22 protein-coding genes are annotated in these 23752 nt (G+C 69.4%); 9 read left to right on the top strand and 13 right to left on the bottom strand.

Features of this window, described 5'->3' with window-relative positions:
- Positions 1 to 8: 8 nt before the first annotated feature.
- Both ABD259_RS17070 and ABD259_RS17065 read right to left on the bottom strand, forming a co-directional pair.
- The gene (locus ABD259_RS17070; protein WP_344102466.1) at positions 9 to 716 is read right to left on the bottom strand and encodes a ribonuclease HII; all 708 of its coding nucleotides are present in this window, start codon (positions 714 to 716) and stop codon (positions 9 to 11) included.
- 44 nt (positions 717 to 760) lie between these two features.
- Positions 761 to 1174: a hypothetical protein gene (locus tag ABD259_RS17065; RefSeq protein ID WP_344102468.1), complete on the bottom strand. Its 414-nt coding sequence runs from the start codon at positions 1172 to 1174 to the stop codon at positions 761 to 763.
- Positions 1175 to 1420: 246 nt separating this feature from the next.
- On the opposite strand from ABD259_RS17065, the gene ABD259_RS17060 reads away from it, so the two are divergent.
- The 3 genes from ABD259_RS17060 to ABD259_RS17050 all read left to right on the top strand — a co-directional run bounded on the left by ABD259_RS17060 (position 1421) and on the right by ABD259_RS17050 (position 3183).
- Positions 1421 to 1975 (top strand): DoxX family protein, encoded by a 555-nt coding sequence (locus ABD259_RS17060; RefSeq protein ID WP_344102471.1) that lies wholly within the window; start codon positions 1421 to 1423, stop codon positions 1973 to 1975.
- A gap of 78 nt (positions 1976 to 2053) precedes the next feature.
- Entirely contained in the window at positions 2054 to 2743 is a 690-nt protein-coding gene (locus ABD259_RS17055; protein WP_344102474.1) for a hypothetical protein, read from the top strand.
- Positions 2744 to 2991: 248 nt separating this feature from the next.
- Positions 2992 to 3183 carry a hypothetical protein gene (locus tag ABD259_RS17050; protein ID WP_344102476.1) on the top strand — a complete coding sequence of 64 codons (192 nt, stop codon included), beginning with the start codon at positions 2992 to 2994 and terminating at the stop codon, positions 3181 to 3183.
- Positions 3184 to 3238: 55 nt separating this feature from the next.
- Here the strand turns inward: ABD259_RS17050 and ABD259_RS17045 are convergent, their stop codons facing one another.
- The 3 genes from ABD259_RS17045 to ABD259_RS17035 all read right to left on the bottom strand — a co-directional run bounded on the left by ABD259_RS17045 (position 3239) and on the right by ABD259_RS17035 (position 7626).
- Complete coding sequence (locus ABD259_RS17045) at positions 3239 to 4714, bottom strand: SPFH domain-containing protein (RefSeq protein WP_344102478.1); 1476 nt, start codon at positions 4712 to 4714, stop codon at positions 3239 to 3241.
- Positions 4715 to 6439: an SPFH domain-containing protein gene (locus tag ABD259_RS17040; RefSeq protein ID WP_344102480.1), complete on the bottom strand. Its 1725-nt coding sequence runs from the start codon at positions 6437 to 6439 to the stop codon at positions 4715 to 4717.
- A 215-nt stretch (positions 6440 to 6654) separates the two neighbouring features.
- Positions 6655 to 7626, bottom strand: a complete 972-nt coding sequence (locus ABD259_RS17035) for an ornithine cyclodeaminase family protein (RefSeq protein WP_344102482.1) — start codon at positions 7624 to 7626, stop codon at positions 6655 to 6657.
- Positions 7627 to 7749: 123 nt separating this feature from the next.
- Between ABD259_RS17035 and ABD259_RS17030 the strand changes: the two genes are divergently transcribed.
- Both ABD259_RS17030 and ABD259_RS17025 read left to right on the top strand, forming a co-directional pair.
- Complete coding sequence (locus ABD259_RS17030; protein ID WP_344102484.1) at positions 7750 to 8124, top strand: type II toxin-antitoxin system RelE/ParE family toxin; 375 nt, start codon at positions 7750 to 7752, stop codon at positions 8122 to 8124.
- A complete protein-coding gene (locus ABD259_RS17025; RefSeq protein ID WP_344102486.1) occupies positions 8121 to 8408 on the top strand; it encodes a helix-turn-helix domain-containing protein in 288 nt (95 codons plus the stop codon). Before ABD259_RS17030 ends, ABD259_RS17025 begins: the two co-directional genes overlap by 4 nt.
- 36 nt (positions 8409 to 8444) lie before the next feature.
- On the opposite strand, the gene ABD259_RS17020 is transcribed toward ABD259_RS17025, so the two are convergent.
- From ABD259_RS17020 to ABD259_RS17005, 4 genes are all read right to left on the bottom strand, one after another.
- The gene (locus tag ABD259_RS17020) at positions 8445 to 8873 is read right to left on the bottom strand and encodes a CBS domain-containing protein (protein ID WP_344102488.1); all 429 of its coding nucleotides are present in this window, start codon (positions 8871 to 8873) and stop codon (positions 8445 to 8447) included.
- Between the two features lie 211 nt (positions 8874 to 9084).
- Positions 9085 to 11964, bottom strand: coding sequence for a vitamin B12-dependent ribonucleotide reductase (locus ABD259_RS17015; RefSeq protein WP_344102490.1), 2880 nt, complete (start codon positions 11962 to 11964; stop codon positions 9085 to 9087).
- Positions 11965 to 12140: 176 nt separating this feature from the next.
- Positions 12141 to 12623 (bottom strand): transcriptional regulator NrdR, encoded by a 483-nt coding sequence (gene nrdR, locus ABD259_RS17010; RefSeq protein ID WP_344163879.1) that lies wholly within the window; start codon positions 12621 to 12623, stop codon positions 12141 to 12143.
- 352 nt (positions 12624 to 12975) lie between these two features.
- Entirely contained in the window at positions 12976 to 13290 is a 315-nt protein-coding gene (locus ABD259_RS17005; protein WP_344163876.1) for a LysM peptidoglycan-binding domain-containing protein, read from the bottom strand.
- Between the two features lie 504 nt (positions 13291 to 13794).
- Here ABD259_RS17005 and lexA point away from each other — a divergent pair.
- The gene (lexA, locus tag ABD259_RS17000) at positions 13795 to 14568 is read left to right on the top strand and encodes a transcriptional repressor LexA (RefSeq protein WP_344102496.1); all 774 of its coding nucleotides are present in this window, start codon (positions 13795 to 13797) and stop codon (positions 14566 to 14568) included.
- Positions 14569 to 15048: 480 nt separating this feature from the next.
- Positions 15049 to 16125, top strand: a complete 1077-nt coding sequence (locus ABD259_RS16995; RefSeq protein ID WP_344163873.1) for an alpha/beta hydrolase family protein — start codon at positions 15049 to 15051, stop codon at positions 16123 to 16125.
- Positions 16126 to 16158: 33 nt separating this feature from the next.
- Here the strand turns inward: ABD259_RS16995 and ABD259_RS16990 are convergent, their stop codons facing one another.
- The 3 genes from ABD259_RS16990 to leuS form a co-directional block, all read right to left on the bottom strand.
- The gene (locus ABD259_RS16990; RefSeq protein WP_344163870.1) at positions 16159 to 16791 is read right to left on the bottom strand and encodes a hypothetical protein; all 633 of its coding nucleotides are present in this window, start codon (positions 16789 to 16791) and stop codon (positions 16159 to 16161) included.
- Positions 16792 to 17451: 660 nt separating this feature from the next.
- Positions 17452 to 18135, bottom strand: coding sequence for a hypothetical protein (locus ABD259_RS16985; protein ID WP_344163868.1), 684 nt, complete (start codon positions 18133 to 18135; stop codon positions 17452 to 17454).
- A 6-nt stretch (positions 18136 to 18141) separates the two neighbouring features.
- A complete protein-coding gene (gene leuS, locus ABD259_RS16980; protein ID WP_344163865.1) occupies positions 18142 to 20640 on the bottom strand; it encodes a leucine--tRNA ligase in 2499 nt (832 codons plus the stop codon).
- A 472-nt stretch (positions 20641 to 21112) separates the two neighbouring features.
- Here leuS and ABD259_RS16975 point away from each other — a divergent pair, with 472 nt between their 5' ends.
- On the top strand, positions 21113 to 21550 hold the full coding sequence (locus ABD259_RS16975; RefSeq protein WP_344163862.1) for a DUF6406 domain-containing protein: 438 nt from the start codon (positions 21113 to 21115) through the stop codon (positions 21548 to 21550).
- A gap of 123 nt (positions 21551 to 21673) precedes the next feature.
- Positions 21674 to 23221: a long-chain-fatty-acid--CoA ligase gene (locus ABD259_RS16970; protein WP_344163979.1), complete on the top strand. Its 1548-nt coding sequence runs from the start codon at positions 21674 to 21676 to the stop codon at positions 23219 to 23221.
- Between the two features lie 76 nt (positions 23222 to 23297).
- Here ABD259_RS16970 and ABD259_RS16965 read toward each other — a convergent pair whose 3' ends face one another.
- Positions 23298 to 23525: a hypothetical protein gene (locus ABD259_RS16965; protein WP_344102510.1), complete on the bottom strand. Its 228-nt coding sequence runs from the start codon at positions 23523 to 23525 to the stop codon at positions 23298 to 23300.
- Positions 23526 to 23752 lie beyond the last annotated feature (227 nt).

The raw sequence follows: 23752 nt of genomic DNA, 5'->3' as shown, positions 1-23752 counted from the left end.
GCCGTTATCTACAGCAGTGGTAGCTGCTCGTCGCGATCGGCTCGGTGCCGACGCAGGTGGCGCCATTTGGGCAGCTTGTCCAGGTAGGACCAGCTCATCCGGTGGTACGGGGTGGGCCCGTGCTCGGCGAGTGCGGCGCGGTGGACGGGCGAGGGGTAGCCGGCGGCCGTGGCGAACCCGTAGCCGGGGTAGTCCGCGTCGAGCCCGGCCATGTAGGTGTCGCGGTGCACTTTGGCGAGGACAGAGGCGGCGGCGACCGTCACGCTGCTGAGGTCGGCCTGGACCTGGGTGCGCACCGGCCAGGGGGCGCCCAGGTAGTCGTGTCGCCCGTCGAGGATGACGACGTCGGGCCGGTCGCGCAGGCCCTCCAGCGCGCGGGCGGCGCATCGGCGCAGCGCCTCGGTCATGCCGACCTCGTCGATCTCGGCCGGTTCGGCCGCGCCGAAGGCGTGGTCGACCACCCACGGCCGGAGCAGCTCCGCCATGGCCGTGCGGCGCTTAGGGGTCAGCTTCTTGGAATCGGTCAGGCCTTCGGGGGGCGGCGAGCCGTCGGTGACGGCGGCGCAGACCACGACGGGGCCGGCCCACGCGCCCCGCCCCACCTCATCGATTCCGGCGACGCGGGTGGCGCCCTCACCGGCCAGCTCCCGTTCCAGGGCGTAGGTGGGTGTGCTCACGGCGCGGGAGGCGGTCGAGGACGAAGAGGATGCGGCCACCCGGCCAGCTTAGAGGAGCGGGGCGGTACCGGCCGACGACTCGGTCATCTGCGCCCGGCCAGATCACGCCCCAGAGAGTGGCCGACGTTGGCACAGACAACAAGTGTCCAGACCCCCATGACGAGCAGGGTGGCACTGGTCCCGAGTGCGATGAGCAGCAGGATCGAGGAGGCGACCCCGACCACCAAAGAGACGAAGCCGACGAGCACGGTGCTCCAGCCCCGTATGATCCACTCGGGTGCGGTGTCCTGCCGGGCCGCCGGGGCGGTCCCCCCGTTGGGCGCACCGACGGCACCGAGGCGGGCGTCGATGCGGCGGTCGATCTCCTCCCCGATGCGATCGACGAGTCCTTCGGCTACGACGTCGTCGTAGTCCGTGCCGAGGTCGTCTCGGGCCGCGACCGCCGACCGGATTTCCGCGTCGACACGGTCGCCCCTGTTCTGCGTCTGCTCACTCATATGTGCGCTAACGCGGGCCGCCGCTCGGACGGTTCACCCCAGCGCACGACGCCGCTCGTTCTACCCCTCACCCCAGGGATCCTTGCCTGAACCATCGACGTCACCACGGTGCCGGACTCCCGTGGCCGTCCCCCCAGCACGGTCGCCACCGTATTCCTCCTGCCACCGCGTGTGACACCCAGGCAAGGATGCTTACGTTCGGTAGTTTTCGGTTGACCTCAAGATGCCGAAGGGGACGGTCGAAGAGTGATCCGGAGCACGGACACGGCCTGCGGACCCCTGTACGGCCTCACGGTGCTGGCGGTACGGCTCGCCGTGGGGTGGGTGTTCGCCGAACACGCCTGGCGGGCGCGCGACGGAGGCCCCCTCACCACGGCACGGCTCACCGAACTCGGGCCTTCCGCCGGTGACCTCGTGGTGGCCGTCCTGCCCTACGTCGAGCTGCTCTGTGCCGCCGCGTTCGCTGTCGGCCTCGTCACACCGCTGTCCGGGGCAATGCTGGCGGCCTTCGCGGCTGGCGCGCTGTGGCTGTCGATGACGGCCCCGCCGCACACGCCCGCCCTCCCTACGGCCTCGCCCGCACTGCTGGCCACGTTGATGCTGGCCTGCCTGCCGCCGGCGCTGTACCCCGGCCGGTGGTCGATGGACGGGGTGATGTCCGCTCTCACGGCGGCGCAGCGGGGAATATCTCGAAATCAGCCGATTCTCACCCCGCAAATCCCCACCCGGCGGCCCGAGGACGCCCCGCCCCTCCCCTATCCTGAGGGGCGGGCCGCACGTCGGCGGCCGTCTCATACTTGACGCGGCCCCCGGAGGCCCCCTCCCAGGTGTCGGCCGCGCGTGTCCAACACCGCAACGCAGTGGGGAGAGGCCGGCACAATGAACCCCGTAGCCCCGACACCCGGGTCCACCCCGGAGGGCGGCGACGGCTCACCTGGGGACCAGGACTCGGTCGCGAAACTGATCGAGATCGCACAGCGCCCGACCCTGGGTCAGCGCCTCATCTCCTGGTCCTCGCGGCCCCCAGGCCGCCTCTACCTTCCGGCCTGCGCCTTCGTCGGGCTGGTGCTCCTCTACGAGGACAGCATGCCCGGCGGGCACCTGCCGAGCTTCGTGATCGGGATGAGCGGGGGCGCTTTCCTCGCGGCCATGGGCGCGCTGCGGCTCGGCATCGCCCTGTCGGTCGCCCGCCCCATGATCCGCCGCTACTGGCTGCGGTGGATCACCGCCCCGGTCATCGCGGCGCTGGCCATCGTGCTGTCGGTGATGGACGTGCCGCTGCAGGCGCGGGTGGATGCCTCCCACGACCAGCTGCTGCACGTCAGCGCAACGGCCAACCGGTCCACCGCCATCCCGCTGAACGGGACCTGGTCAGGGCTCTACCCCCTGGCAGCGGTGTCGGTATCGGACGGGGTCACCCGCTACACCGTGCAGGGCGCCGGCCTGCTGCGCGACTCCGGCCTGGCCTACAGCGCCAAGGAACTGCCGACCGACGTCTTCGTCCCCGGGCACGGCAGCGTGGTCTACGAGCACATCAAGGGCAACTGGTACGCCTGGAGCGAGTACTAGAGGGGGACCCGCACGGCGAACGGCTCCGGGCGGATAACCGACCGGGGTAAGAGTTTCCAGCATCCCGCTCCGCCCGCGACGGGGGCTCTAACCGCAGTCCCCACCAGGGTTCCCGAACCGTCCATGGCTCTTCCCACGCCGATCTCCGCACATTTCCGGCGTCTTTTCTCACCGCGTTCTTATACCGATTCGGTAAATCTGGTCCCAGCACTCGCGAGTCGATCACGACGCGAGGGACGGAGGACCCCATGAGTGAATTCATGACGACGCTGCACCTGCGGATCTACGACGCGGTCCGCGCACTGCGCCGCGCCCACGCGAGCGGCGACGTGGACCTGTGCGCCGCCCAGGCCGGAGAGATCGAAGACTTGGTGGAAATCGCCGCCCGTCACGGGGTGGACATAGGAAGTGCCTACAAGGAGCTGGCGCACGCAGCGTGAAGGGGGAGGCCACCGGCCTCCCCCTCTTTTTTCGGTTGGTGCGGGGCTCCGGGCCTCAGCGGTCGGTGCCGCGCCCGTACCCCTCACCCTGCTCGAACTGGCGGCGCATGGCCTCCTGCTGCTCCCGCTGGTAGGTCTCGGACAGCCGCTGCTGACGGTCGGCCGCCGCGGACACCGAGCCATGTACCTGCTGCAGCGTCTCGGCCGCGGAGTCGGCGCCCGACCCGTCGCCGCCCCCGTTGAGCCCCGGGCGGCGCTCGGACCGGTTTCCGCCCAGCGACGGCAGCAGCTGGGCCAGCAGCAGCGTCGACAGCGCCGAGGAATCCCCGCCTCCGTCGGTCCGCACGACGACCGGCTGCGGTGCGTGTTCTGCCAGCCGCGCCCCGACGTCCAGCCGCCGACGTGCCAGCTCGTACTGGAGCACCGCCCGGTTATCCCGGTAGGAGGTGGCCAGGCGGCGCTGCGCCTTCGCCTCGTTCTGCGCGGCCACCAGGTCGGCGCGGCCACGGGTCTCGATCTCGTAGCGGACGCGCTGCGCCTCGGTCTCCTGCTCCTCCAGCATCTGCGCGACGTCCTTACGGGCCTTGTTCAGCGCCGCGTTGACCTCAACGATCTTGGCGTCGCGCGTCTTCTTCGACCGCTCGATGTCCATCAGCAGCGTGTCGATGCGGCGCTTGCGGGTCAGCTCCCACTCCTGCTCGTAGGCGACCAGCTCCTTGGCGACCCGCTCACGGGTGGCCATGTGCTGCTGGTACTGGCTGGGCAGCTGGACATCGGGGATATTACAGCCCATGATGCGCACGCCGTAGCGGCTCAACTGCCGATTGAGCAGGTCCTGCATGTCGGCGACGTCGGATCCGCGCAGGTCGTAGGCGCGCTCGGTGCGCACCTGGCGGCTGCGCTGCCGAATGGCGTCCTGCACGGCGTTCGACAGCACCAGGTCGAAGTTGCTGGCGCCGATGGTCCGCACGAACCGGACCGCGTCGGTGATCCGGAACTTGAGGAAGAACTCGATCGACTTCAGCGGTACGTTCTCGTGCGTGGGGCAGGCCACGACCGGGGCCGAGTAGGGGATCTCGGTGGAGGTGTCCACGACGAAGTCGACACGCGCCCACGGGTGCCACAGGTAGTGGCGGCCCGGGTCGAGGGTGCCGACGACGGCGCCGTACCTGGTGAGGACGCCGGTGGTGCCCTGCTCGATCTCCACGATCGAGGAGCGCCACCACCACATCATGGCGAGGGCGATGCTCAGCAGCCCGACGATGACGGTGGGGATGGACAGGACCAGATAGACGCTGTCCCCGGCGATGGCCGCGTCGCGGCGGATCGCCATAATCAGCGCCGAGAACAGGGCGAACAGCCCGAACCAGATGGGGATGGTCCACAGCAGGCCGCGGCTGTCGCGCGGGATGACGACGGGGACGAGCGCCCCGTCATCACCGCCCCGCAGCAGGCGGGCGATGTCGCTCCATGACGCCAGCGACTCCTTGATGCTGGAGCCGCTGCGGTCGACGTGCGTGGTTTGGCTCATCTACTTCTCTCCCGTGTACGGGCCGTCCTGGGGGTCCGCTCCTGACTGCGGCCAGGGCGCGGGCGACCCACTGGGTGACGGGGCGGCGGGCGGGTCCTCGACGGCACTGGTCAGGCGCTCGTCGATGGCCTCATCAGACACCGACTGGCGGATCTCCTCGACCCGGTCCTCGCCCGGGACCTCGCCGCTCTCCGGACGGGCCGTCTCGACGGTCGCCTGCTCGGCCTCCAGCAGCTCGTTGATCTCGGCCTCGCGAGAGGCGATGCGGTCCGAGATCTGCTGCAGCCGGGTGCGGATGGCCGCCATGTCGTCGTCGGAGAAGAGCGCGGCATCGGTCTCGCCAATGATGCCCTGGGCGACACGCAGGAAGTTCACGCTGGACTCGTCGCCGTCGCCGATGTGCAGCACCTGGGGCAGGCTGTCGGCCACGGCCTCCAGCTTGTCGAGCAGGTCCTGCTGGTAGCGGTAGTTGAGGATCTCCGGAGCCTCGGCCGCGCTGACCGCGCGGATGTCCAGGGCCTGGGCCTCCAGCAGGGCGGCGTTGGCGTTCGCCTCGCTCTCGGCCTCGACGAAGCGGCGGCGCGCGAGGGAGCGCGCGCGGTTGGTCTCACGCTCCAGGGCGGTGTCCATCTGCGCCTGGTACTGCGCGATGTCCGCCTGGATCGACGACAGCGTCTCGTTCAGCGAGGCGAGCTCCTTGTTGAGGTCACCCTCGTTCTGCTCCTTGCGCAGCTGGAGCTCGTACTCGTAGGTGTAGGCCTCCTTGGCCACGCGCACCATCTCGGGCGCGGCCAGGTCCATCCGGTACTCCTGGCTGGAGGGCTCGGCGTGGGTGATGTTGGCGTTCGTAAGCTCCACGGCCGGCATGAACTGGGCGTTGAGCTGCTCCAGCAGGCGGGCGGTGTTCTCCCCGACCATGTCGTAGATCCCCGCGGCCTCCTGCTCGTAGATGAGGCTGCGCGTGGTCTCGCTGATGGCGTTGTTCAGCTTCTCCTGGAAGCCCTGCACGGCACCGAGCGTGTAGATGAAATCGACCGGGTCCTTGATCTGGAACTGCACGAACAGGTCGATGGAGGCCTGCACCCCGCTGCGCGTGGGGGCCTCGCGGATCGGCGCGTTGAAGGGGTACTCGCGCGTGGTGTTGACGATGTAGGAGACCCGCTTCCAGGGGTTGAAAAGGGTGACCCGGCCCGGGCCGACGACCTGCTCCAGCTTGCCGAACTTGGTGATCATCGCGTGGCAGCCGTCGGGCACCATGACCATGCCCTGGCGCCACCACATAAATGCCGCGACGCCCAGCGTGATGAGCCAGTAGTGGAACCCGAAGAGGGGGTTAAGCAGGGGGTTGGTCCCGGTGGCCAACGCCGTCGGCACGGTGACGACCAGCGCCACGAGGCCGATCACGATGAGCGCGATGGCGGGCAGCATGGTCATGAAGGTCCGCCCCTTGGGGATGACCATGGGACAGATGACGTGGACGGTTCCGCCCTGGTCCCGCTCGTAGGAGCTGCGGTTGAGCGCCTCGCCCGCGTTGTTCAGCGAGGTGGTCTGCTGCTCGACGCGGGTTCCGACTGAGGCGCCCTGGTCGCGGGCGGCGAGGAAGTCACCCGGGTCGAGGCCGCCTCCCTCCGCCGCGTCACCGAGCGCGTCGGTGACCGCCTGGCGCGGATCGCCGCTCTGGGCGATCGACGTGGCGGCCCCGCGCACTGTCTGCGCGAAGGACATACTTGATCACTCCCTGCGAATGGAGGAGTAGGAGGAGTAGAGAGAACTGCGGATACGACGCCGGTGCCCGCCCACCGGTTCCCCCAGCGCTGGCCCGAAGGTGGGCCGATGGACGTTATCCGCGCACTGCCGCGGGGAACGGTCGCGCCGAACACGGCGTCGCACGTGGCGCAGGCGGAGCACCCGACGAGCGCCCCGTCCCCCGGAGTATCCCATCACTCCAGGAAATCGAACCGGGCGCCGGTACCGCTCTCGCCCCGCCCCTCGGCATCCTCCGCCGCACGGTAGGCGAGCCAGGCCAGCGCGAGGTCCTGCCAGGGCAGGCCGATGGGGGCATACACCGTGATGGTGTCATCAGAGTCCCGCGCCGCGGTGGCCCCCGTCAGGACGTCGCGCAGCGTTCCATGGACGGCGGAAGCGTCGAGCCCGGCATTGCCGACCGGCCCATCGGCCAGGGCGAGCGCGAGGTCATCGACGATCACCCGCGCGGCCCGCAGTAGATCGGCCGACAGCTCCCCCCTGCCGGGTTCGTCGGCTCCGAGCGAGGTGTAGTGGGCCCCGGGCCGGGCGTCGTCCCGATCCAGCACGGTCTGGCGCGCCCGGGTTGCGGTGAGGACGATATCGGACTGCGCGGCGACAGCGGTCGCGCCGTCCACGAGGTGGACCGCCACCCCGAACTCGGTGGAGCACCGCCCGGCGAACGCGTCGGCCCGTTCCCGGTCGGTGTCGGCGACCACCATGTGGGAGATCGGCCGCAGCCCGATCAGGCCCCGGGCGCACAGCCCGGCCTGCGCACCGCAGCCCACGATGCCCAGCACATCGGCGTCATAGCGCGCCAGCGAATGCGTCCCCAGCGCCGCGGCCAACCCGGTCCGCCACGCTGTCAGCGTCGCCGAGTCGAGCAGCGCCAGCAACTCCCCGCTGACCAGATCATGCAGGCACACCACACCGCGCACGGCGGGCCGCGCGTCGGGGAACTCGGCGTTGACCTTGACCGAGTAGGCGGGCACATCCGGCAGCAGCCCCGGCAGCAACGCGGTCGCTGTCCCCGGTCCGGGAAGACCGGTCCGCACCCGCTGCCCCTCGATCGCCGCGGGATCGGCGGTGAAGCCACTCCACAGACGGTCCACGCAGGTGTGGGTGTCCAACACACCGAGCAGATCCGACCGACCCAGGATGAGCGTCACATCCCTATTCTCCCACCGGCCCCGGCAACCGGAAGGACCCTCCACTGCTCCACGCTGGATCGGCCATAGGTGACTTTGCCAAAGCCCCCTCCCATACCAAGCGTGGTATATATCGTTTGATGCATGACGGAGCGGATTTACACGATCGAGATCGAACCCGAGGTGCGACTCTGGCTCACAAATCTTCCCCGTGATCAATACGATCGCGTGGAGTTCTACGCGGACTTGCTCGCTGAACAGGCTGAATCCTTAGGTGAGCCCTACAGCCGCCACCTGGGCGGCAAGCTCAGAGAACTTCGCTTCCACCTCCCGAGCCGCCAGGTACGGATCACCTACTGGATCGCCCCACAGCGCCGTGTCATCCTGCTGACCGTCTTCCGCAAAACAAGTCAACGAGAAAGCTCGGAGATCGAGCGCGGCCCTCGCGCCCAGGCGCAATGTGAAGCTCGGCATCAGCACGCCCGGGACATCTATGATCGCGACAAGGAGGAGCGATGAACAGTACACACGGCGAGCACGCTGTCTGGCGCCGCAGTGGTCAGCACTCCGAGGCCTACGATGAGGCGCGTCGCGGATTCTTGCTCGGCAAGATGGTGTACGACCGCCGCACCGAGCTGGGGCTCAGCCAGCGAGAGCTGGCCGATCGTGCCGACATGACGCAGCCGCAGGTCTCGCGGTTGGAGGGTGGGGGAACGACCCCGAGCATCGCTCTGCTCGAACGTCTGGCGGAGGCGCTCAACGCCGATCTGTCCATTGGTTTCACCCCGCGCAGCGCTGCCTGACCGGGCCCCGCGCCGTTGCGGCGCCCGGGGGATGGGTCAGCCCTGGGTGATGTAGGCCTCAAGCTGACGCCGATCCTGTTCGAGCTGGCTGATCCGGGCCTTGACGACGTCGCCGATGCTGACGATTCCGACGAGGGATCCGGCCGACACCACGGGGACGTGGCGCACGCGGTTCTCGGTCATCAGCACGGTCAGGCTGTCGTCGGTGTCGGTCGTCGTACAGGTGACGACGACGCTGGTCATGATGTCGGAGACCGGTGCGGCGAGCAGTTCGGCTCCTCGCGCCTCCAGCTGGCGGACGACGTCGCGCTCCGACGCGATCCCGGCGATCTCGTCGTGGTCGGTCACCACCACCGCACCGATGTTGTGTGCGGCCAAGCGCGTCACCAACTCGGCCACCGTGGTGTCCGGCTGGACAGTCACCACCTCTGAGCCTTTCGCCCGCAAGATCTCAGCGATCAGCATGGCAACCACCTTTCGATCGGTGACCGAGGGCTACCCATGCTGGACCTTCGCCAATCACCCGATCACGGGCACAGGCGCCGGTCCCGAGCTACGGAGTCCCCCGGCTGGTGAGCAGCCGACCGGTGGAGGCGGGGAACTGGTGCGCAGCAGGCGAGCCGGGGCCGACGGCGGGTCGGCCCCGGCTCGGGGGGTTCGGGTCAGGACCGCGGGATCAGCTGCAGCCGCTGGTGGCGCCGCAGCCTTCGCAGGCGTAGCAGCTGCCGGACGGGCGCATCTTGGTGCCGCAGGTGACGCACAGGGGGGCGTCGGCCATGAAGCCCTGCTTGGCCTCCAGAATCTCCGTGCTGGTGTGGGCCTCCTCGACGGAGCGGGTGGTGGCCGACGACGGGCGCTCCGCGGAGTTCTCGGGGCGCTCGGCGACCTGTTCGGCCTCCGCCTTCGCCGGGGCCGCCGACTGGGCGTAGGACTCGACCTGGGCGGCGACCTGGGACGGGTCCTCGCCCGCGGCCTGGGCGCGGCGCTCCTCCGCGGAGAGGACGCCGAGGGCGGAGCGCTCCTCGTAGGAGAGGTAGTCCAGGGCCAGGCGGCGGAAGATGTAGTCGACCACCGACTGGGCCATGCGGATGTCCGGGTCGTCGGTCATGCCCGCCGGCTCGAAGCGCATGTTGGTGAACTTCTCGACGTAGGTCTCCAGCGGGACCCCGTACTGCAGCGCGATGGAGATCGCGATGGAGAAGGCGTCCATGACACCGGCCAGGGTCGAGCCCTGCTTGCCGAGCTTCATGAAGACCTCGCCGAGGCCGTCGTCGGGGTAGGACCCGGCGGTGATGTAGCCCTCGGCGCCGCCGACGGTGAAGGAGACGGTCTGGCTCGGCCGCTTCTTCGGGAGTCGGCGGCGGACCGGCCGGTTGACCTCGATGACCTCGGGCTCCGGGCGCTTCGCGGCTGTGTCCGCGTCCGCCGTCTTCTCACTTCCCTCGGTCTTGGATGTGGACAGCGGCTGGCCGACCTTGCAGTTGTCGCGGTAGACGGCGAGCGCCTTGAGGCCGAGCCGCCACCCCTCGTAGTAGATGTGCTCGAAGTCCTCGACGGTGGCCTCCTCGGGCACGTTGACCGTCTTGGAGATCGCACCGGAGAGGAACGGCTGCACCGCCGCCATCATCTCCACGTGGCCCATGGGCTTGATGTAGCGCTTGCCCATCGCGCAGTCGAAGACCTCGTAGTGCTCGGGGCGCAGCCCCGGGGCGTCGACCACGTGGCCGTTCTCCGAGATGAACTCGACGATGGCCTCGATCTGCTCCTGCTGGTAGCCGAGGTTCTTCAGCGCCCGCGGGATCGCCTGGTTGACGATCTGCATGGACCCGCCGCCGACCAGCTTCTTGAACTTGACCAGCGAGAAGTCCGGCTCGATGCCGGTGGTGTCGCAGTCCATCATGAAACCGATGGTGCCGGTGGGCGCGAGCAGGCTGGCCTGAGCGTTGCGCCAGCCGTTCTTCTCGCCGATCCGCAGGCAGTTCTGCCACTCCTTGGTGGCGGCCGCGTGGATGTCGGCGTCCATCGCGCCGATGGTGCGCAGGTCGTCGTTGGCGGCGGCGTGCTTGCGCATGACGCGCTTGTGGGCGTCGATGTTCTTGGCGTAGCCGTCGTAGGGGCCGACCACGCCGGCGACCTCGGCGCTGCGCCGGTAGGCGGTCCCGGTCATCAGCGAGGTGATGGCAGCGGCGACGGCGCGGCCGCCGTCGGAGTCATAGGCGTGGCCGGTGGCCATGAGCAGCGCGCCGAGGTTGGCGTAGCCGATGCCGAGCTGGCGGAACGCCCGCGTGGTCTCGCCGATCTTCTCGGTCGGGAAGTCGGCGAAGGTGATGGAGATGTCCATCGCCGTGATGACCAGCTCGGTGAGCTTGACGAACCTCTCGACGTCGAAGGTGTCTTCGGGGGTGAGGAACTTCAGCAGGTTGATCGAGGCCAGGTTGCACGAGGAGTTGTCCAGGTGGACGTACTCCGAGCACGGGTTGCTGGCGGAGATCCGCCCGCTCTCGGGCGTGGTGTGCCAGTCGTTGATCGTGTCGTCGTACTGCAGTCCCGGGTCGGCGCACTCCCAAGCGGCCTTCGCCATCTTGTGGAAGAGCTCCTTGGCGTCGACCGTGGCGATCACCTCGCCCGACGTCCGCGAGGTCAGGCCGAACTCCGCGCCGGACTCGACGGCGCGCATGAACGCGTCGGAGACGCGCACCGAGTTGTTGGCGTTCTGGTACTGCACGCTGACGATGTCGCTGCCGCCCAGGTCGACATCGAACCCGGCGTCGCGCAGCGCGCGGATCTTGTGCTCCTCGCGGGCCTTGGTGGCCACGAACTCCTCGATGTCGGGGTGGTCGACGTCGAGGACGACCATCTTGGCCGCGCGTCGCGTCGCGCCGCCGGACTTGATGGTCCCCGCGGAGGCGTCGGCACCGCGCATGAACGACACCGGGCCGGAGGCGGTGCCGCCGGAGGACAGCAGCTCCTGGCTGGAGCGGATGCGCGAGAGGTTCACGCCCGCGCCGGAGCCGCCCTTGAAGATGATCCCCTCTTCCTTGTACCAGTCGAGGATCGACTCCATGGTGTCGTCCACGGAGAGGATGAAGCAGGCCGAGACCTGCTGCTTGGAGGTGGTGCCGACGTTGAACCAGACCGGGGAGTTGAAGCTGAAGAGCTGGTGCACCAGGGCGTACTTCAGCTCGTGGTCGAAGATTTCGGCGTCGGCGTCGGAGGCGAAGTAGCCGTTCGCCTGACCGGTGGCGGTGTACATCCCGGCGACGCGGTCGACGAGCTGCTTGAGGCTCCACTCGCGCTCCGGCGTGCCCACGGCCCCGCGGAAGTACTTGCTGGCGACGATCTGGGTGGCGTTGATCGACCACGACGCGGGGAACTCCACGCCCCGCTGCTCGAAGTTGACCGAACCGTCCCGCCAGTTCGTCATGACCACATCGCGACGCTCCCACTCGACCTCGTCGTAGGGGTGCACGCCGGGCGTGGTGAAGATGCGCTCGATCTTCAGACCGCTGCGCTTCCCCTTCCCCTTGCGCCCCGTCGCGCCGGTGGTCTCCGTCATGTCAGCTCCCCCAGTTCTCGCCACATATCCGTTCCGATCCCCCGCCAGTGCTCCCAGGTCACATCCGTTGGCGTGACGCGGGGCTGACGGTTTTCATCACGTCGTCACGGCCCTGCCCGTGCGCGTCACCCACGCGCGGTCGGACCCCGCGGATCAGTTCGCCGTTGTCCGGCTACTCACGATTCGCTCTGCCCGCTCATCTCGCTCGCCCTAGCCCGGTCCGCCCGCAGCATCGCGATCTCGTTCTCGAAGTCCATCAGTGACTCGAAGCCCCGGTAGACCGACGCGAAGTGCAGGTAGGCCACTTCGTCGAGTTCGCGCAGCGGCCCGAGAATGGCCAGCCCGATCTCGTGCGAAGGCACCTCCGCGACGCCACGGCACCTGATCTCCTCTTCGACCTGTTGGCCGAGCTTCGCGAGCGCGTCCTCGGTGACGGGCCGACCCTGGCAGGCGCGGCGCACGCCCGCGATAATCTTGGTCCGGGAGAACGGCTCGGTCACGCCGGAGCGCTTGGCCACCATCAGCAGCACCGTCTCCTGCGTGGTGAAACGCCGTTCACACTCGGGGCACGCGCGTCTGCGGCGTATGGCCGCGCCGTCGTCGGTCGACCGGCTGTCGATGACCCTGCTGTCAGGGTGGCGGCAGAACGGACAGTGCATGCCGGTGTGCCTCCCCCCAGAATCCGCATCGGTCGAAAGCCCCGCGTACAGGTGTCGCGGACGTGCTCGCACGCGTGCCGAGCAGCCCTGCGCGCGTGCTCGTCTCCAAACCTCTCCGAACCGGATGATCCAGAAAGACCGGATACCTACTAAAGCACAAGTTCTGGGCTGCTTGTTCCCGATGAGCACTAGATGTTGTGGTCAACCTACGGCGGTCCCCCGTCGCACGCAAGTCCCCGAACGGTGCGCCGCGCCCTCCGACCGGGGCCGCAACGGCGGGGTGCGGGCATGCCGAAAGGGCGCACCCGCCCGCCGCGAAGGCGAACGCGGGCACGCCACGGACACGGGAGTGTCAGTAATCAGGCAGCACGAGCTCCTGCCCGGGGGTGAGGTCGGGGTTGGGCAGGTCGTTCAGCTTGGCGATGTCGTGCACCGCTGGGCGGGGATCGTCGCCGGGCCGAACCCGCTGGGCGATCCCCCACAGCGTATCGCCATCGCGCACGACCACCGTCGGGGGCGCACCGCCGGAGACGGACGCCTCAGAGGAGGCCCCGGAGGCGGAAGCCCCGACAGCGGCGGACGTCACGAAGAGCATCGACAGGCCGGCGACCGCTGCCGCGGACACGGCGGAGACGAGCACCACACGGCCGCGCCGCGTGAGTCGCATCCCGGGCGCGGGGGTGGGCGCCGGGTGGAGCACAGGGGCCGCGGGGGCCGACGCGCCGGGCCGCCGAGCGGGGGCGGCCGGGGACACATCGGAGGCGGGGGCGGTGGAAGCGGGAGAGCCCGCCGGGCGGCAAGTAGGAGCCGGGGACCACTCGGGGATCTCCACCGCCCAATCGAAAAGGGCGGGTTCAGGGGGGCGGGTCGGGGGTGCTGGGGGTGGGTGGGGCGGGAACACGATCATCCCCTTCGAACGCCAGTTCGCTAGAACAGCCGTTCGACTAATACCGCATCCGGGCGATTTTTTCATCACCATCTCGAACGTTTGTTTGATATGGCACTACACAGGCAGTAACGTTAGACGTGCTCGATCGACGCGTCCGCCGAGGTATCCGCGCCTCCGCGCCCATCAATCGGCGCGTGGTCGGACACCGCTGGTGACGCGGCCGGTCGATCCACACCGTCACCGACAGCCCACGCAGAACACCGACCGCCGAGGAGGCCGGCCGTGCCGGAGGAAAACCACGGAACGCACGAACCTCAGGCGGACGGGAGAAGCGTCACCGCACTCCGGTCCACCGGTTCCCCCGCGGCACTCGCGGAGGCCGACGACTCCATGGGCCAAACGGATGCCGCGCCGAAGCTCACGGCCCGCCAGCAGAGTGTTCTGAACTGCATCCACCGCTATGTACGGCAGCGGGGGTACCCGCCGTCCATCCGGGAAATCGGTGATGCGGTGGGCCTGTCGAGCCCGTCCAGTGTCGCGCACCAACTGAAGGTGTTGCAACGCAAAGGCTATCTTTATCGGGACCAAAATCGCCCAAGGGCCGTCGAAATTCGCATTCCAGGACAACCCCCGATTCGTTCCTGGGACGAGCTGGAGAATGACCCCCGCGCCGACTACTCCCGCGCGACCGATGTCCCGGTCGTCGGGCGCATCGCCGCGGGTGGGCCGATCCTGGCCGAAGAGTCCATCGAGGACGTCCTCACCCTGCCCAAGCAGCTCGTCGGCGAAGGCCGCCTGTTCATGCTCAACGTCGTCGGCGACTCCATGGTCGACGCCGCCATCACCGACGGCGACCTGGTCGTCGTCCGCCAGCAGCCCGACGCCAACAATGGCGACATCGTCGCCGCGCTACTCGACGACGAGGCCACGGTGAAGGTCTTCAAACGCGAGGGCGACCATGTGCGGCTGCTTCCGCGCAACGACGCCTACGCGCCCATCGACGGCGACAATGCCACCATTCTCGGGAAGGTGGTCGCCGTTATGCGGCGGGTGTGATCCCCCGGATAACGATGTCGCCTCGCTTGGCCAACGGGCCCGTGATCTCGTCCCGAGACCGCGGGCCCGGGGTTTTTCGGCGGCAATTCGGCCACGGGGTTCGACGGCCGCGCAAACCGAATCTGATTCCGCATAACGGGGCCGTCGGCGACAGAATCGCTATCGATAGGGACACGGAACGAAACACCGATCCCGCTCGGTTCGCCCCCGCACACCCTCCGCCGCGCCCCTCCCTCCATCCTTCGCGGGAGTGCTGCCGACGACGGCCGTTGGGTGGATTGTCCACCCGGCGCCACGCGGTGCGCTATATTCCGCACCGGCCCGATAGCCACGGGCCACGTGGCCGGTGCACGCCCGGTCACGGCGCGGATGCTCTCGCGGCCAGGCCGACGATGAAGCGTCAACCACCGGCGGCGGACGCGCCCCGTACGCCGGACTCCCCCGCCCTTCTCGGCGGGAGAGGATGCCAAGGTGAGGACCATGCCTTCTCCGTATCTCTCCGCCCTCCACCGGGCCGCTGCCGGGGGGCTGGCGGCTCTCCTGCTCGCCACCGGCTGCGGCGTCTCGCCCGACCGCCCGGGCGCACCCGACCCGCCCGGAGCCGAGCCCGCGGAACGCGACGTGCGCTTCGACAGCGGGCCCGACACGCTGCACGGCACGTTCGCCCTTCCCCCGGTGACCGACGACGAGCCGGTCCCCGCCGCGCTCATCATCTCCGGGAGCGGGCCCACCGACCGCGACGGCAACAGCGAGCTGCGACCGGGCGCCGATACCAACCTGAACCTCGCCCGCGTCCTGGCGGAGGCCGGCGTGGCCTCACTGCGCTATGACAAACTCGGCAGCGGCGAGACGGGGATGGCCTCCCGCGACGCGGCGGACCCCGTCTCCTACGAGGTCTTCGAAGAGGAAATGGCCGACGCCTACGCCGAGCTCATCGCACAGCCCGAGGTCGACCCCGACCGGGTGGTCGTCGTCGGGCACAGCGAGGGCGCGCTGTTCGCCCTGCGCTCCCCCGATGTGGTCGATGAGCACCCGCCGGTGGGCCTCATCCTCGCCGCCCCGATCGGCGACCGGTACCTCGACACGCTCGACCGCCAGTTCACCGAGCAGGTACGCGCGGCGGAGACCTCCCGGCAGATCAGCGCCGCAGGTGCCACTGACCTGCTCTCCGAGCTCCGCACGGGAATCGCCCGCATCCGCGCGGGCAGGCCCCTCCCCGATGAGGTCGCGGCGCCGCTGTCCCCCGTTCTCACCCCCGCCAACGCCCCGTTCCTGCGGACCATCGACTCCATTGACCCCGCGGAGCTGGCCCGCGACCTGCCGCCGGAGACCCGCACGCTGGTGCTGTGGGGAACGGCCGACGCCCAGATCGCCGAGGACGACGTGGACCGCCTCATGGGCGGCCTGGACAACGCACGCCGGGTGGACCTCCCCGACGCCGACCACGTCCTCCGCCTCTACGACGACTCCCCCGGCGTCTCGGTCCTCGACGCCGACCGCGAGTTCTCGCCCGACGTCGCCCCGGCCGTACATGGGTTCCTCGACGACCTGCTGTGAACGGCCCGGGGGTACACCCCCGGGCCCGTCCGCCTACTCCTCGTCCTTGCTGTCCTTGATCCCCTGGACGACGTCGCGAGCGAGCTCCTCGGCTCCGGCCACGGCCTCGGCCTCGTCGATCGACTCCCCGACGTTGAAGTCCGTCGCGGCCGTGTAGCAGGTCTCCGCGTACACGTTGGAGACCCGCACGCCCACGCAGCCCCATTCGTAGCCGCCCGCGCGGTCGCTCCAGGAGTAGGCCCCGTCGCCGAGGTCCGCGAGCTTGCTCGCGCCGTATTCCGCGGCCGCCTCCTTGAGGGCCGCGGTGGCCTGCTCCTCCGCGTCGAGTTCGACGTCGCCCGCGTTGCTGACGAGGACCAGACGCGCCGCCGCGGGGACATGGCCGCCGTCCTCAGCGGTCGCCCACCGGCATTCGTTGCCCTCGCGGCCGGTGCCCTCCAGGTTCTTGATCTCCTGGTCGACCTCGGTCGTCCGGTCGGGCACGAGCCTGTTGAGCGCCTCTCCCCGGGCGACCGCGCACGTCGGCGCGTGCTCGTAGTCGCCCCCGGCACCGCTGAGGACGACCACCGTCCACACCCCGCCGGCGAGCAGGGCGAGGACCACGACGGCCAGCCCCGCGATCATGGTGACGGCACAGCCCCGATTCTGCTTCGGGGCCGACTCCACCGGAGGAACGTCGGCATCCCCCGACATGGGGTCACCGGGCTGTCCCCCAGGGCCGCCCTGAGCGGGGTCGCCCTGTTGGCCCGGGTTGCTCGAGTGACCGGGGTGGCCCGGGTATCCCGCCTCCGGGGCGCCGGGCTGCCCCGCGGCCTGCGGCCCCGGTGCTCCGAACTGCTGCGGGGACGCCGGTGGCATCCCCCCGGGCGGGGCCGACTGCCTCTGCGGTCCCGAGGGAGGGGGCCCAGGATGATGGCCCGGCCCGGCCGCTCCTGGCGGTGCCGAGGAGCCGAAGGGGTGCCGCGGGACCGACGGAGGGGGCGCGCTCCCCGCCCCTTCGGGGGGTGCGGGCGGCAGCGGCGGCTGTCCCTCCCCGGGATCGGGCCGCGCCTCCGGGTCATGCGACGGTGACCCGCCATTCGGTCCGGTCGGTCCTCTGTCGGGGCCACCGGAAGGTGGCTGGGTCATGGACGCCTCCGTGTCATCGCGCCGACGCGCCTCGTCGATTTCCAGGGGCCTACGGTACTAGGCATTCCGTCCACCACCGGATCGAGTCCGACACCTCGGACATGCCCGGTTCGGTCGCCGAGGCGGACGCGACCGGCACTGGGCCGGGGGGTGCATGGCCTGGACCACCGACCGGCGCAACGCGCCAGGCGGAATGAACTAGAGGGAATCGGCGACCTGCTCGGCGACGGCGACCGCGCCGTCCCGCGCCGCCCCGAAGGACAGCGGTTTTCCACCGGAGTCCGCCGCGCCCCCGTAAAAGACCCGGACCACCAGGTTGCCGCTGCGGTAGACCAGCTCGGCCGTTCCCTCGTCCTCGCCCGGCCACACCAGCGCGTCCTCACCGAGCGAGGGCAGCGGGGCAGCACCCTCCAGGTCGGTGATGGGCGTGGACCGGTCCAGCTCCCGCGCGGCGGCGGATGCGCCCGTGACCTCCCCGGCCTTGTCGGTGAAGCGCGCCTCGAAGTCGACCTGGAGGACGCGCGGCGCGGCACCGTCCGCGCCCACCGATGTCCACGCGCACCAGGCTCCGTCAGCGTCGCTCAGCGGCCCGTGTTCGTTGGTCTCCAACCGCCCCGAGGGCAGCACACGCTCCACGGTCTCGGCGGCGACCACCGCGCACTCGGGCGCGGTGGAGAAGGCGTCATCGGGTCCGGCACCGAGCGCCGGACCGTCCTCGCCCCACCACAGCCCCACGGTGACCGCGGTCGCGGAGACCACGACCACGGCGGCGGCCACGAGAAGCGCCTGCTTCAACCGCGTCCCGGGCGGCGGCCCGGCGCGGCCCGCGGCGAGCCACGCACCGCCGCTCCGCGGCTGCGCCTGATCGGCCTGCGGCTCCACCGGGCGTCAACCCACCACAATGTTGACGAGCTTGGGCGCCCGCACCACGACCTTGCGGATCTGCTTGCCCTCGATGAACGCCTGGGCCTTCTCCGAGGCCAGCGCCCGGCGCTCCAGCTCCTCCTCGGAGATGTCCGGGGGCACCTGCAGCTTGTCGCGGACCTTGCTGGCCACCTGCACGACGCAGGTCACCGCCTCCTGCACCAGCAGGTCGGGGTCGGCCGGGCGCCAGTTGCCGATGGCGACCGAGCCGCTGTGTCCCAGTCGTTCCCAGCCCTCCTCCGCGACGTAGGGGGCGAACAGTGACAGGGTGGCCGCGATGACCTCGGCGGCCTCGCGGACCGCGGGGTTGGCGGCGCCGGGGCCGGAGTCGATGGCCTTGCGGGCCGCCGTCACCAGTTCCATGACCCGGGCAATGGCGACGTTGAAGCGCTGGGCCTCGATCGCCGCCGTGACCTTGTCGATGGACTGGTGGGTGGCCTTGCGCAGCTCTCGGTCGCCGGTGGACGGGTCGGTGCCCGGCGCGGATGCGGCACCGGCCTGCACCATCACGCGGAACGCGCGGTTGAGGAACTTCAGGGACGCGGCCGGGGACACGTCGGCCCAGTCGACGTCGTCCTCGGGCGGTCCGGCGAACAGCATGGTCAGCCGGACGGCGTCGACACCGTAGGCGTCGATCTCGGCACCCAGGTCGACGCCGTTGCCCAGAGACTTGGACATCGCCTTGCCCTGGTTGATGACCTGGCCCTGGTTGAGCAGCCGCTTGAACGGCTCGGTGAAGCCGACCAGCCCCATGTCGTACAGCGCCTTGGTGAAGAAGCGCGCGTAGAGCAGGTGGAGCGTGGCGTGCTCCTTGCCGCCGATGTAGTTGTCCACCGGTCCCCAGCGGTCGACCAGCTCGCGGTCGAACGGCGCGGTGTCCAGGTGCGGGGAGCAGTAGCGCAGGAAGTACCAGGACGAGTCGACGAACGTGTCCATGGTGTCGGTGTCGCGCGTGGCCGGGCCGTGGCACGCGGGGCAGTCGACGTTGACCCACTCGGTGGCCGCGGCCAGCGGCGAGATGCCCTTGGGTGCCAGGTCGGCGCCCTTCAGGTTGTCGGGCAGGCGTACCGGCAGCTGGTCGTCGGGGACCGGGACCTCACCGCACTCGGGGCAGTGGACGATCGGGATCGGCGTGCCCCAGAAGCGCTGGCGGGACAGCAGCCAGTCGCGCAGCCGGAAGTTGACCGTGCCCTGGCCGGTGCCGCGCTCCTCCAGGATGCCGATGATGCGATCGATGGCCTCGTCCTTGCCCAGGCCGTCCAGCGGACCGGAGTTGACCAGGGTGCCGTCGCCCGCGGTGGCGATGCCGGTCTCGGCGGGGTCCGGCTCGCCGGTCTCGACGACGACCCGCACCGGCAGGTCGAACTCCAGGGCGAAGTCCAGGTCCCGCTGGTCGTGGGCGGGCACCGCCATGATCGCGCCGTGGCCGTAGTCGGCCAGCACGTAGTCGGCCGCCCAGACCGGCATGCGTTCACCGGTGACCGGGTTGATGGTGTAGCGGCCCAGGAAGACGCCGGTCTTGGGGCGCTCGGTGGACTGCCGCTCGATGTCGCTCAGCTTGGCGACCTGCGCGCGGTAGGCGTCGAACTCGGCGCGCTGCTCGGGAGCGCACAGCTCGTCGGCGAGCGGCGCGTCAGCGGCGACGACGAAGAACGTGGCGCCGTACAGCGTGTCGGGGCGGGTGGTGAAGACCGGTACGGGCTCCTCGCGCCCCTCGATCTCGAAGCGGACGTCGGCGCCGTGCGAGCGGCCGATCCAGTTCCGCTGCATGGTCAGGATTTCGTCGGGCCAGTTGCCGCCCTCCAGCTGGTCCATGTCGTCCAGCAGGCGGTCGGCGTAATCGGTGATGCGGAAGTACCACTGGTTCAGGCTGCGGCGCACGACCTCGGCGCCGCACCGCTCGCACCTGCCCTGCACGACCTGCTCATTGGCCAGCACGGTCTGGTCCTGCGGGCACCAGTTGACCAGGCCCTCCTTGCGGTAGGCCAGGCCGCGCTCGAAGAAGCGCAGGAACATCCACTGGTTCCAGCGGTAGTACTCCGGGTCGCTGGTGTGCAGGCGGCGGGTCCAGTCCACGGCGATGCCGTAGCGCCGGAACGACTCGGCCTGAGTATCAATGTTGGCGTACGTCCAGGTCGCGGGGTGTGTATCCCGTTTGATCGCGGCGTTCTCGGCGGGGAGGCCGAAGGAGTCCCAGCCGATGGGGTGCAGGACGTTGTGACCACGCTGGAAGTAGTAGCGCGCGATCACGTCACCGATGGCGAACGCCTCGGCGTGCCCCATGTGGAGGTCACCGGAGGGGTAGGCGAACATGTCGACGACGTAGCGGCGCGGACGGTCGTCGTCCGGGCTGTCGTCGGCGAGGAAGGGGTTGTCCTTCTCCCACCGCGCCTGCCATTTCTCCTGGAGGGCGCGAGCGTCGTAGACGTCGCTCGTCGCCAGGTCTCCATCTACCGCTGTCATCGCTCGAATGTCCTCTACCGGGTCGCAATTGAGGGGCACATCGTGTCTGGGGAGTCCATTCTGATCCGACCGCGCCCCGTGGACAGGCCCGCGGTGGGGTCTCCTCCAGCCGAGTGACTGTGCTTCACAGGTTAGCGCGATTGCCAGGACGACCTCGACGCGATTCCCCGAGCGCCGCCCGCCATGTGGCCTGGCACGGTCTGCTTTTCGGCGCGACACGCCCAGGCCCGCCATTTACGGCGCCTACCTTGGGATTCCCCGAACACGCCGGGGATCCGGTCTCTCCACGGCCCCGCCGATGGGAGAATGCAGCGTGAGCGATCGCCCACTGCTGCGACTCGGTTGCGCAGTGTCGTGCTCTGCCGTGTGCCCACCGTGCCCGTGACCTGTCTCGCCACGGGTCCGGTCACGCGCCCCTCACAGATCCGCAGCGTCCATAAGCCATCCATCAGCATTTGGAGAGCAGCTGACCATGACCGTCTTCGTAGGGGTCCGCCGTGCCATCCGGTTCACGTCCATCGCCGCTCTGGGGCTCGGTCTGGCATTCGGAGCCGCGGCCTGTGGTGGTGAGCCCGAGATCGATTCCGCGTCTGGTTCTTCCCCCGCCGCCGTCTCGGGAGAGGACACCGACCGCGTCCAGCTGACCGAAGGCATCCCCTTCGAGCTGAGCACCGGCCCGGACGAGACCACGTCACTCAAGCTGGCCGGCTACAAGGAGGGCGACGACCCGGCGGTGGTGATCGCGATCGACGGCGCCAAGGGCGGCGCCACGGAGCACACGCTCCACCTCGGCGACCAGCTGAGGATCGGTGACAGCGCGTGGCGTGTCTCCGAGATCGGCATGAACAAGGACGACTCGCGGCCGGGGAGCGCCACCCTGACGCGGGACGAGGGCGACGAGCAGGAGTAGCCGTACCCCGGGCGCCACCTCCGTTGTTACTGTGCGGTAAAACAGTGATCGGGAACACTCACGTGACCGGGGACGCCCACATGCGCCGCGGGCACAGTACCGATGGACTCCGTAGGAGGCGCGATGCTCAACCTGTCCGTACTTCTCGAGGACGGCGCCCGGAACACCCCCGACCGAGACTGCCTGGTCTTCGGTGACCTGCGGCTCACGTACGCGCTGACCGACATGATCGCCAACCAGGTGGCCAACCTCCTGGTGGAGCGAGGAATCAAGCCTGGCGACAAGGTCGCGCTGGCCAGTCCCAACGTCCCCTACTTCCCCTTCGTCTACTTCGGCGCGCTCAAGGCCGGTGCCGTAGTGGTCCCGCTGAACGTGCTGCTCACCCCCCGCGAGATTGCGTACCACCTCAAAGACTCCGGCGCCAAGGCACTGTTCGCCTTCACCGGCGCCCCCGAGCTCCCGTTGGGAGAGCGCGCGTTCTCCGCGTTCGGCGAGGTCGACTCCTGCACCACCTACATCGACCTGCCGGCCACGCCGGGCGCCAAGGAGTCCACGATCGAGGGCGCCGAGACGTTCTGGGAGGCCCTGGACGGCAAGCCCGGCACCTTCGGCTCCGTGCGGACCGAGGCCGACGACACCGCGGTGATCATCTACACCAGCGGCACGACAGGCACCCCCAAGGGCGCCCAGCTCAGCCACAACAACCTGCTCTTCAACGCGGTGGCCTCCGACGCCCTGTTCAGCCATGTCCCCCAGGGCCACGACGTCTGCCTGACCGTGCTGCCGCTGTTCCACATCTTCGGCCAGACCACGATGATGAACGTCGCCCTGTACCGGCACGCCACCATCGTCCTGATGCCGCGCTTCGACGGCGACGAGGCGCTCTCCCTCATGGAGAAAGAGAACGTCACGATGTTCGCCGGTGTACCGACGATGTACTGGGGCCTGCTCGGTGCCAAGGGCGAGCACGACATCGCCGCCATCACCCGCAACCTGCACACGGCGGTCTCCGGCGGCTCGGCACTCCCCGCTGAGCTGGCCCGCAACGTCAAGGACAAGTTCGGCGTCGACATCCTGGAGGGCTACGGCCTGTCCGAGACCTCCCCCGTCGTCTCTTTCAACAACCCCAAGGTCAAGGCCAAGACGGGATCGATCGGCCGACCGATCTGGGGCGTGGAGATGAAGCTGGTCGACAGCGCCTTCGACGACATCGAGGGCGAGGGCCCCGGAGAGGTCGCCGTCCGCGGACACTGCGTGATGAAGGGGTACCACAACCGCCCCGACGCCAACGAGCAGGTCATGAAGGACGGCTGGTTCCGCACCGGCGACATCGCCCGCCGTGACGACGAAGGCTTCTACTTCATCGTGGACCGCTCCAAGGACATGATCATCCGCGGCGGGTACAACGTGTACCCGCGCGAGCTCGAAGAGGTGCTGATGACGCACCCCGAGGTCAGCCTGTGCGCGGTCGTGGGGGTACCGCACGAGACGCACGGCGAGGAGATCAAGGCCTATGTGATCCGCGAAGAGGGGGCCACGCTCAGCGAAAACGACCTCATCGAGTGGGCCAAGGAGCGGCTCGCCGCCTACAAGTACCCGCGCCTGGTGGAGTTCCGCGAGGAGCTGCCGATGACGGCCACCGGCAAGATCCTCAAGCGCGACCTGCGCTGATCACCCGCGCCGCTTTCCGGCCCAGCCCGAGGGCCGGGAGGCGGCGCCCCTTTGCGCCGTGGACAACCGGGCCCCCTCAGGACAAAGGACGCCACAGCGAGTCGCACACCGTGCAGCGGAACTCGATGCGTCGGCCGCACGACCGACAGTGCGGGCCAGGGCCGTAGCCCGCGAGATCATCGGCGTGCCGGTCGGCGAAGAACCGCAGCTCCATGCAGACGTTGCACCGGATGCGCACGCTCGTCGGACTCTTCGGCCACGGATGGTCCGGTTCGATGGTGTGCTCCTCGGACTCTGTATTCATGGCGCGCTCACGGTCCTCATCCGCGTACTGACCTTCCACCACCGACGTCACCGGTTCCCTGCCTTTCCTCCGTTGATCTCGGCGATATCGACCGAATACTCGCGGTGGTTTCTAGTGTTCAGTGCAACTTGTGTTGTCGCTGAATGCTAGGGGTGGATTGTGGCCCAACCGGGCGTCTTGACGCTGGGACACCGCCAGGTGCTGGAGAACATGTGGGGCCAGGGCGC

This window comes from Nocardiopsis rhodophaea, from assembly GCF_039530945.1.
Lineage (GTDB): Bacteria > Actinomycetota > Actinomycetes > Streptosporangiales > Streptosporangiaceae > Nocardiopsis_C > Nocardiopsis_C rhodophaea.
This window is presented reverse-complemented; position numbering and strand designations above follow the sequence as displayed.

Excerpts from the sequence above, each read along its gene's own strand:
- leuS (WP_344163865.1), bottom strand. The coding sequence starts at position 20,640 with ATGACAGCGGTAGATGGAGACCTGGCGACGAGCGACGTCTACGACGCT.
- ABD259_RS17020 (WP_344102488.1), bottom strand. The coding sequence starts at position 8,873 with ATGCTGATCGCTGAGATCTTGCGGGCGAAAGGCTCAGAGGTGGTGACT.
- ABD259_RS16970 (WP_344163979.1), top strand. The coding sequence starts at position 21,674 with ATGCTCAACCTGTCCGTACTTCTCGAGGACGGCGCCCGGAACACCCCC.
- ABD259_RS17045 (WP_344102478.1), bottom strand. The coding sequence starts at position 4,714 with ATGAGCCAAACCACGCACGTCGACCGCAGCGGCTCCAGCATCAAGGAG.
- ABD259_RS17050 (WP_344102476.1), top strand. The coding sequence starts at position 2,992 with ATGAGTGAATTCATGACGACGCTGCACCTGCGGATCTACGACGCGGTC.
- ABD259_RS17065 (WP_344102468.1), bottom strand. The coding sequence starts at position 1,174 with ATGAGTGAGCAGACGCAGAACAGGGGCGACCGTGTCGACGCGGAAATC.
- ABD259_RS16965 (WP_344102510.1), bottom strand. The coding sequence starts at position 23,525 with ATGAATACAGAGTCCGAGGAGCACACCATCGAACCGGACCATCCGTGG.
- ABD259_RS17025 (WP_344102486.1), top strand. The coding sequence starts at position 8,121 with ATGAACAGTACACACGGCGAGCACGCTGTCTGGCGCCGCAGTGGTCAG.
- ABD259_RS16995 (WP_344163873.1), top strand. The coding sequence starts at position 15,049 with ATGCCTTCTCCGTATCTCTCCGCCCTCCACCGGGCCGCTGCCGGGGGG.
- ABD259_RS17030 (WP_344102484.1), top strand. The coding sequence starts at position 7,750 with ATGACGGAGCGGATTTACACGATCGAGATCGAACCCGAGGTGCGACTC.
- ABD259_RS17015 (WP_344102490.1), bottom strand. The coding sequence starts at position 11,964 with ATGACGGAGACCACCGGCGCGACGGGGCGCAAGGGGAAGGGGAAGCGC.
- ABD259_RS16975 (WP_344163862.1), top strand. The coding sequence starts at position 21,113 with ATGACCGTCTTCGTAGGGGTCCGCCGTGCCATCCGGTTCACGTCCATC.
- nrdR (WP_344163879.1), bottom strand. The coding sequence starts at position 12,623 with ATGCACTGTCCGTTCTGCCGCCACCCTGACAGCAGGGTCATCGACAGC.
- ABD259_RS17005 (WP_344163876.1), bottom strand. The coding sequence starts at position 13,290 with ATGCGACTCACGCGGCGCGGCCGTGTGGTGCTCGTCTCCGCCGTGTCC.
- ABD259_RS17040 (WP_344102480.1), bottom strand. The coding sequence starts at position 6,439 with ATGTCCTTCGCGCAGACAGTGCGCGGGGCCGCCACGTCGATCGCCCAG.
- ABD259_RS17055 (WP_344102474.1), top strand. The coding sequence starts at position 2,054 with ATGAACCCCGTAGCCCCGACACCCGGGTCCACCCCGGAGGGCGGCGAC.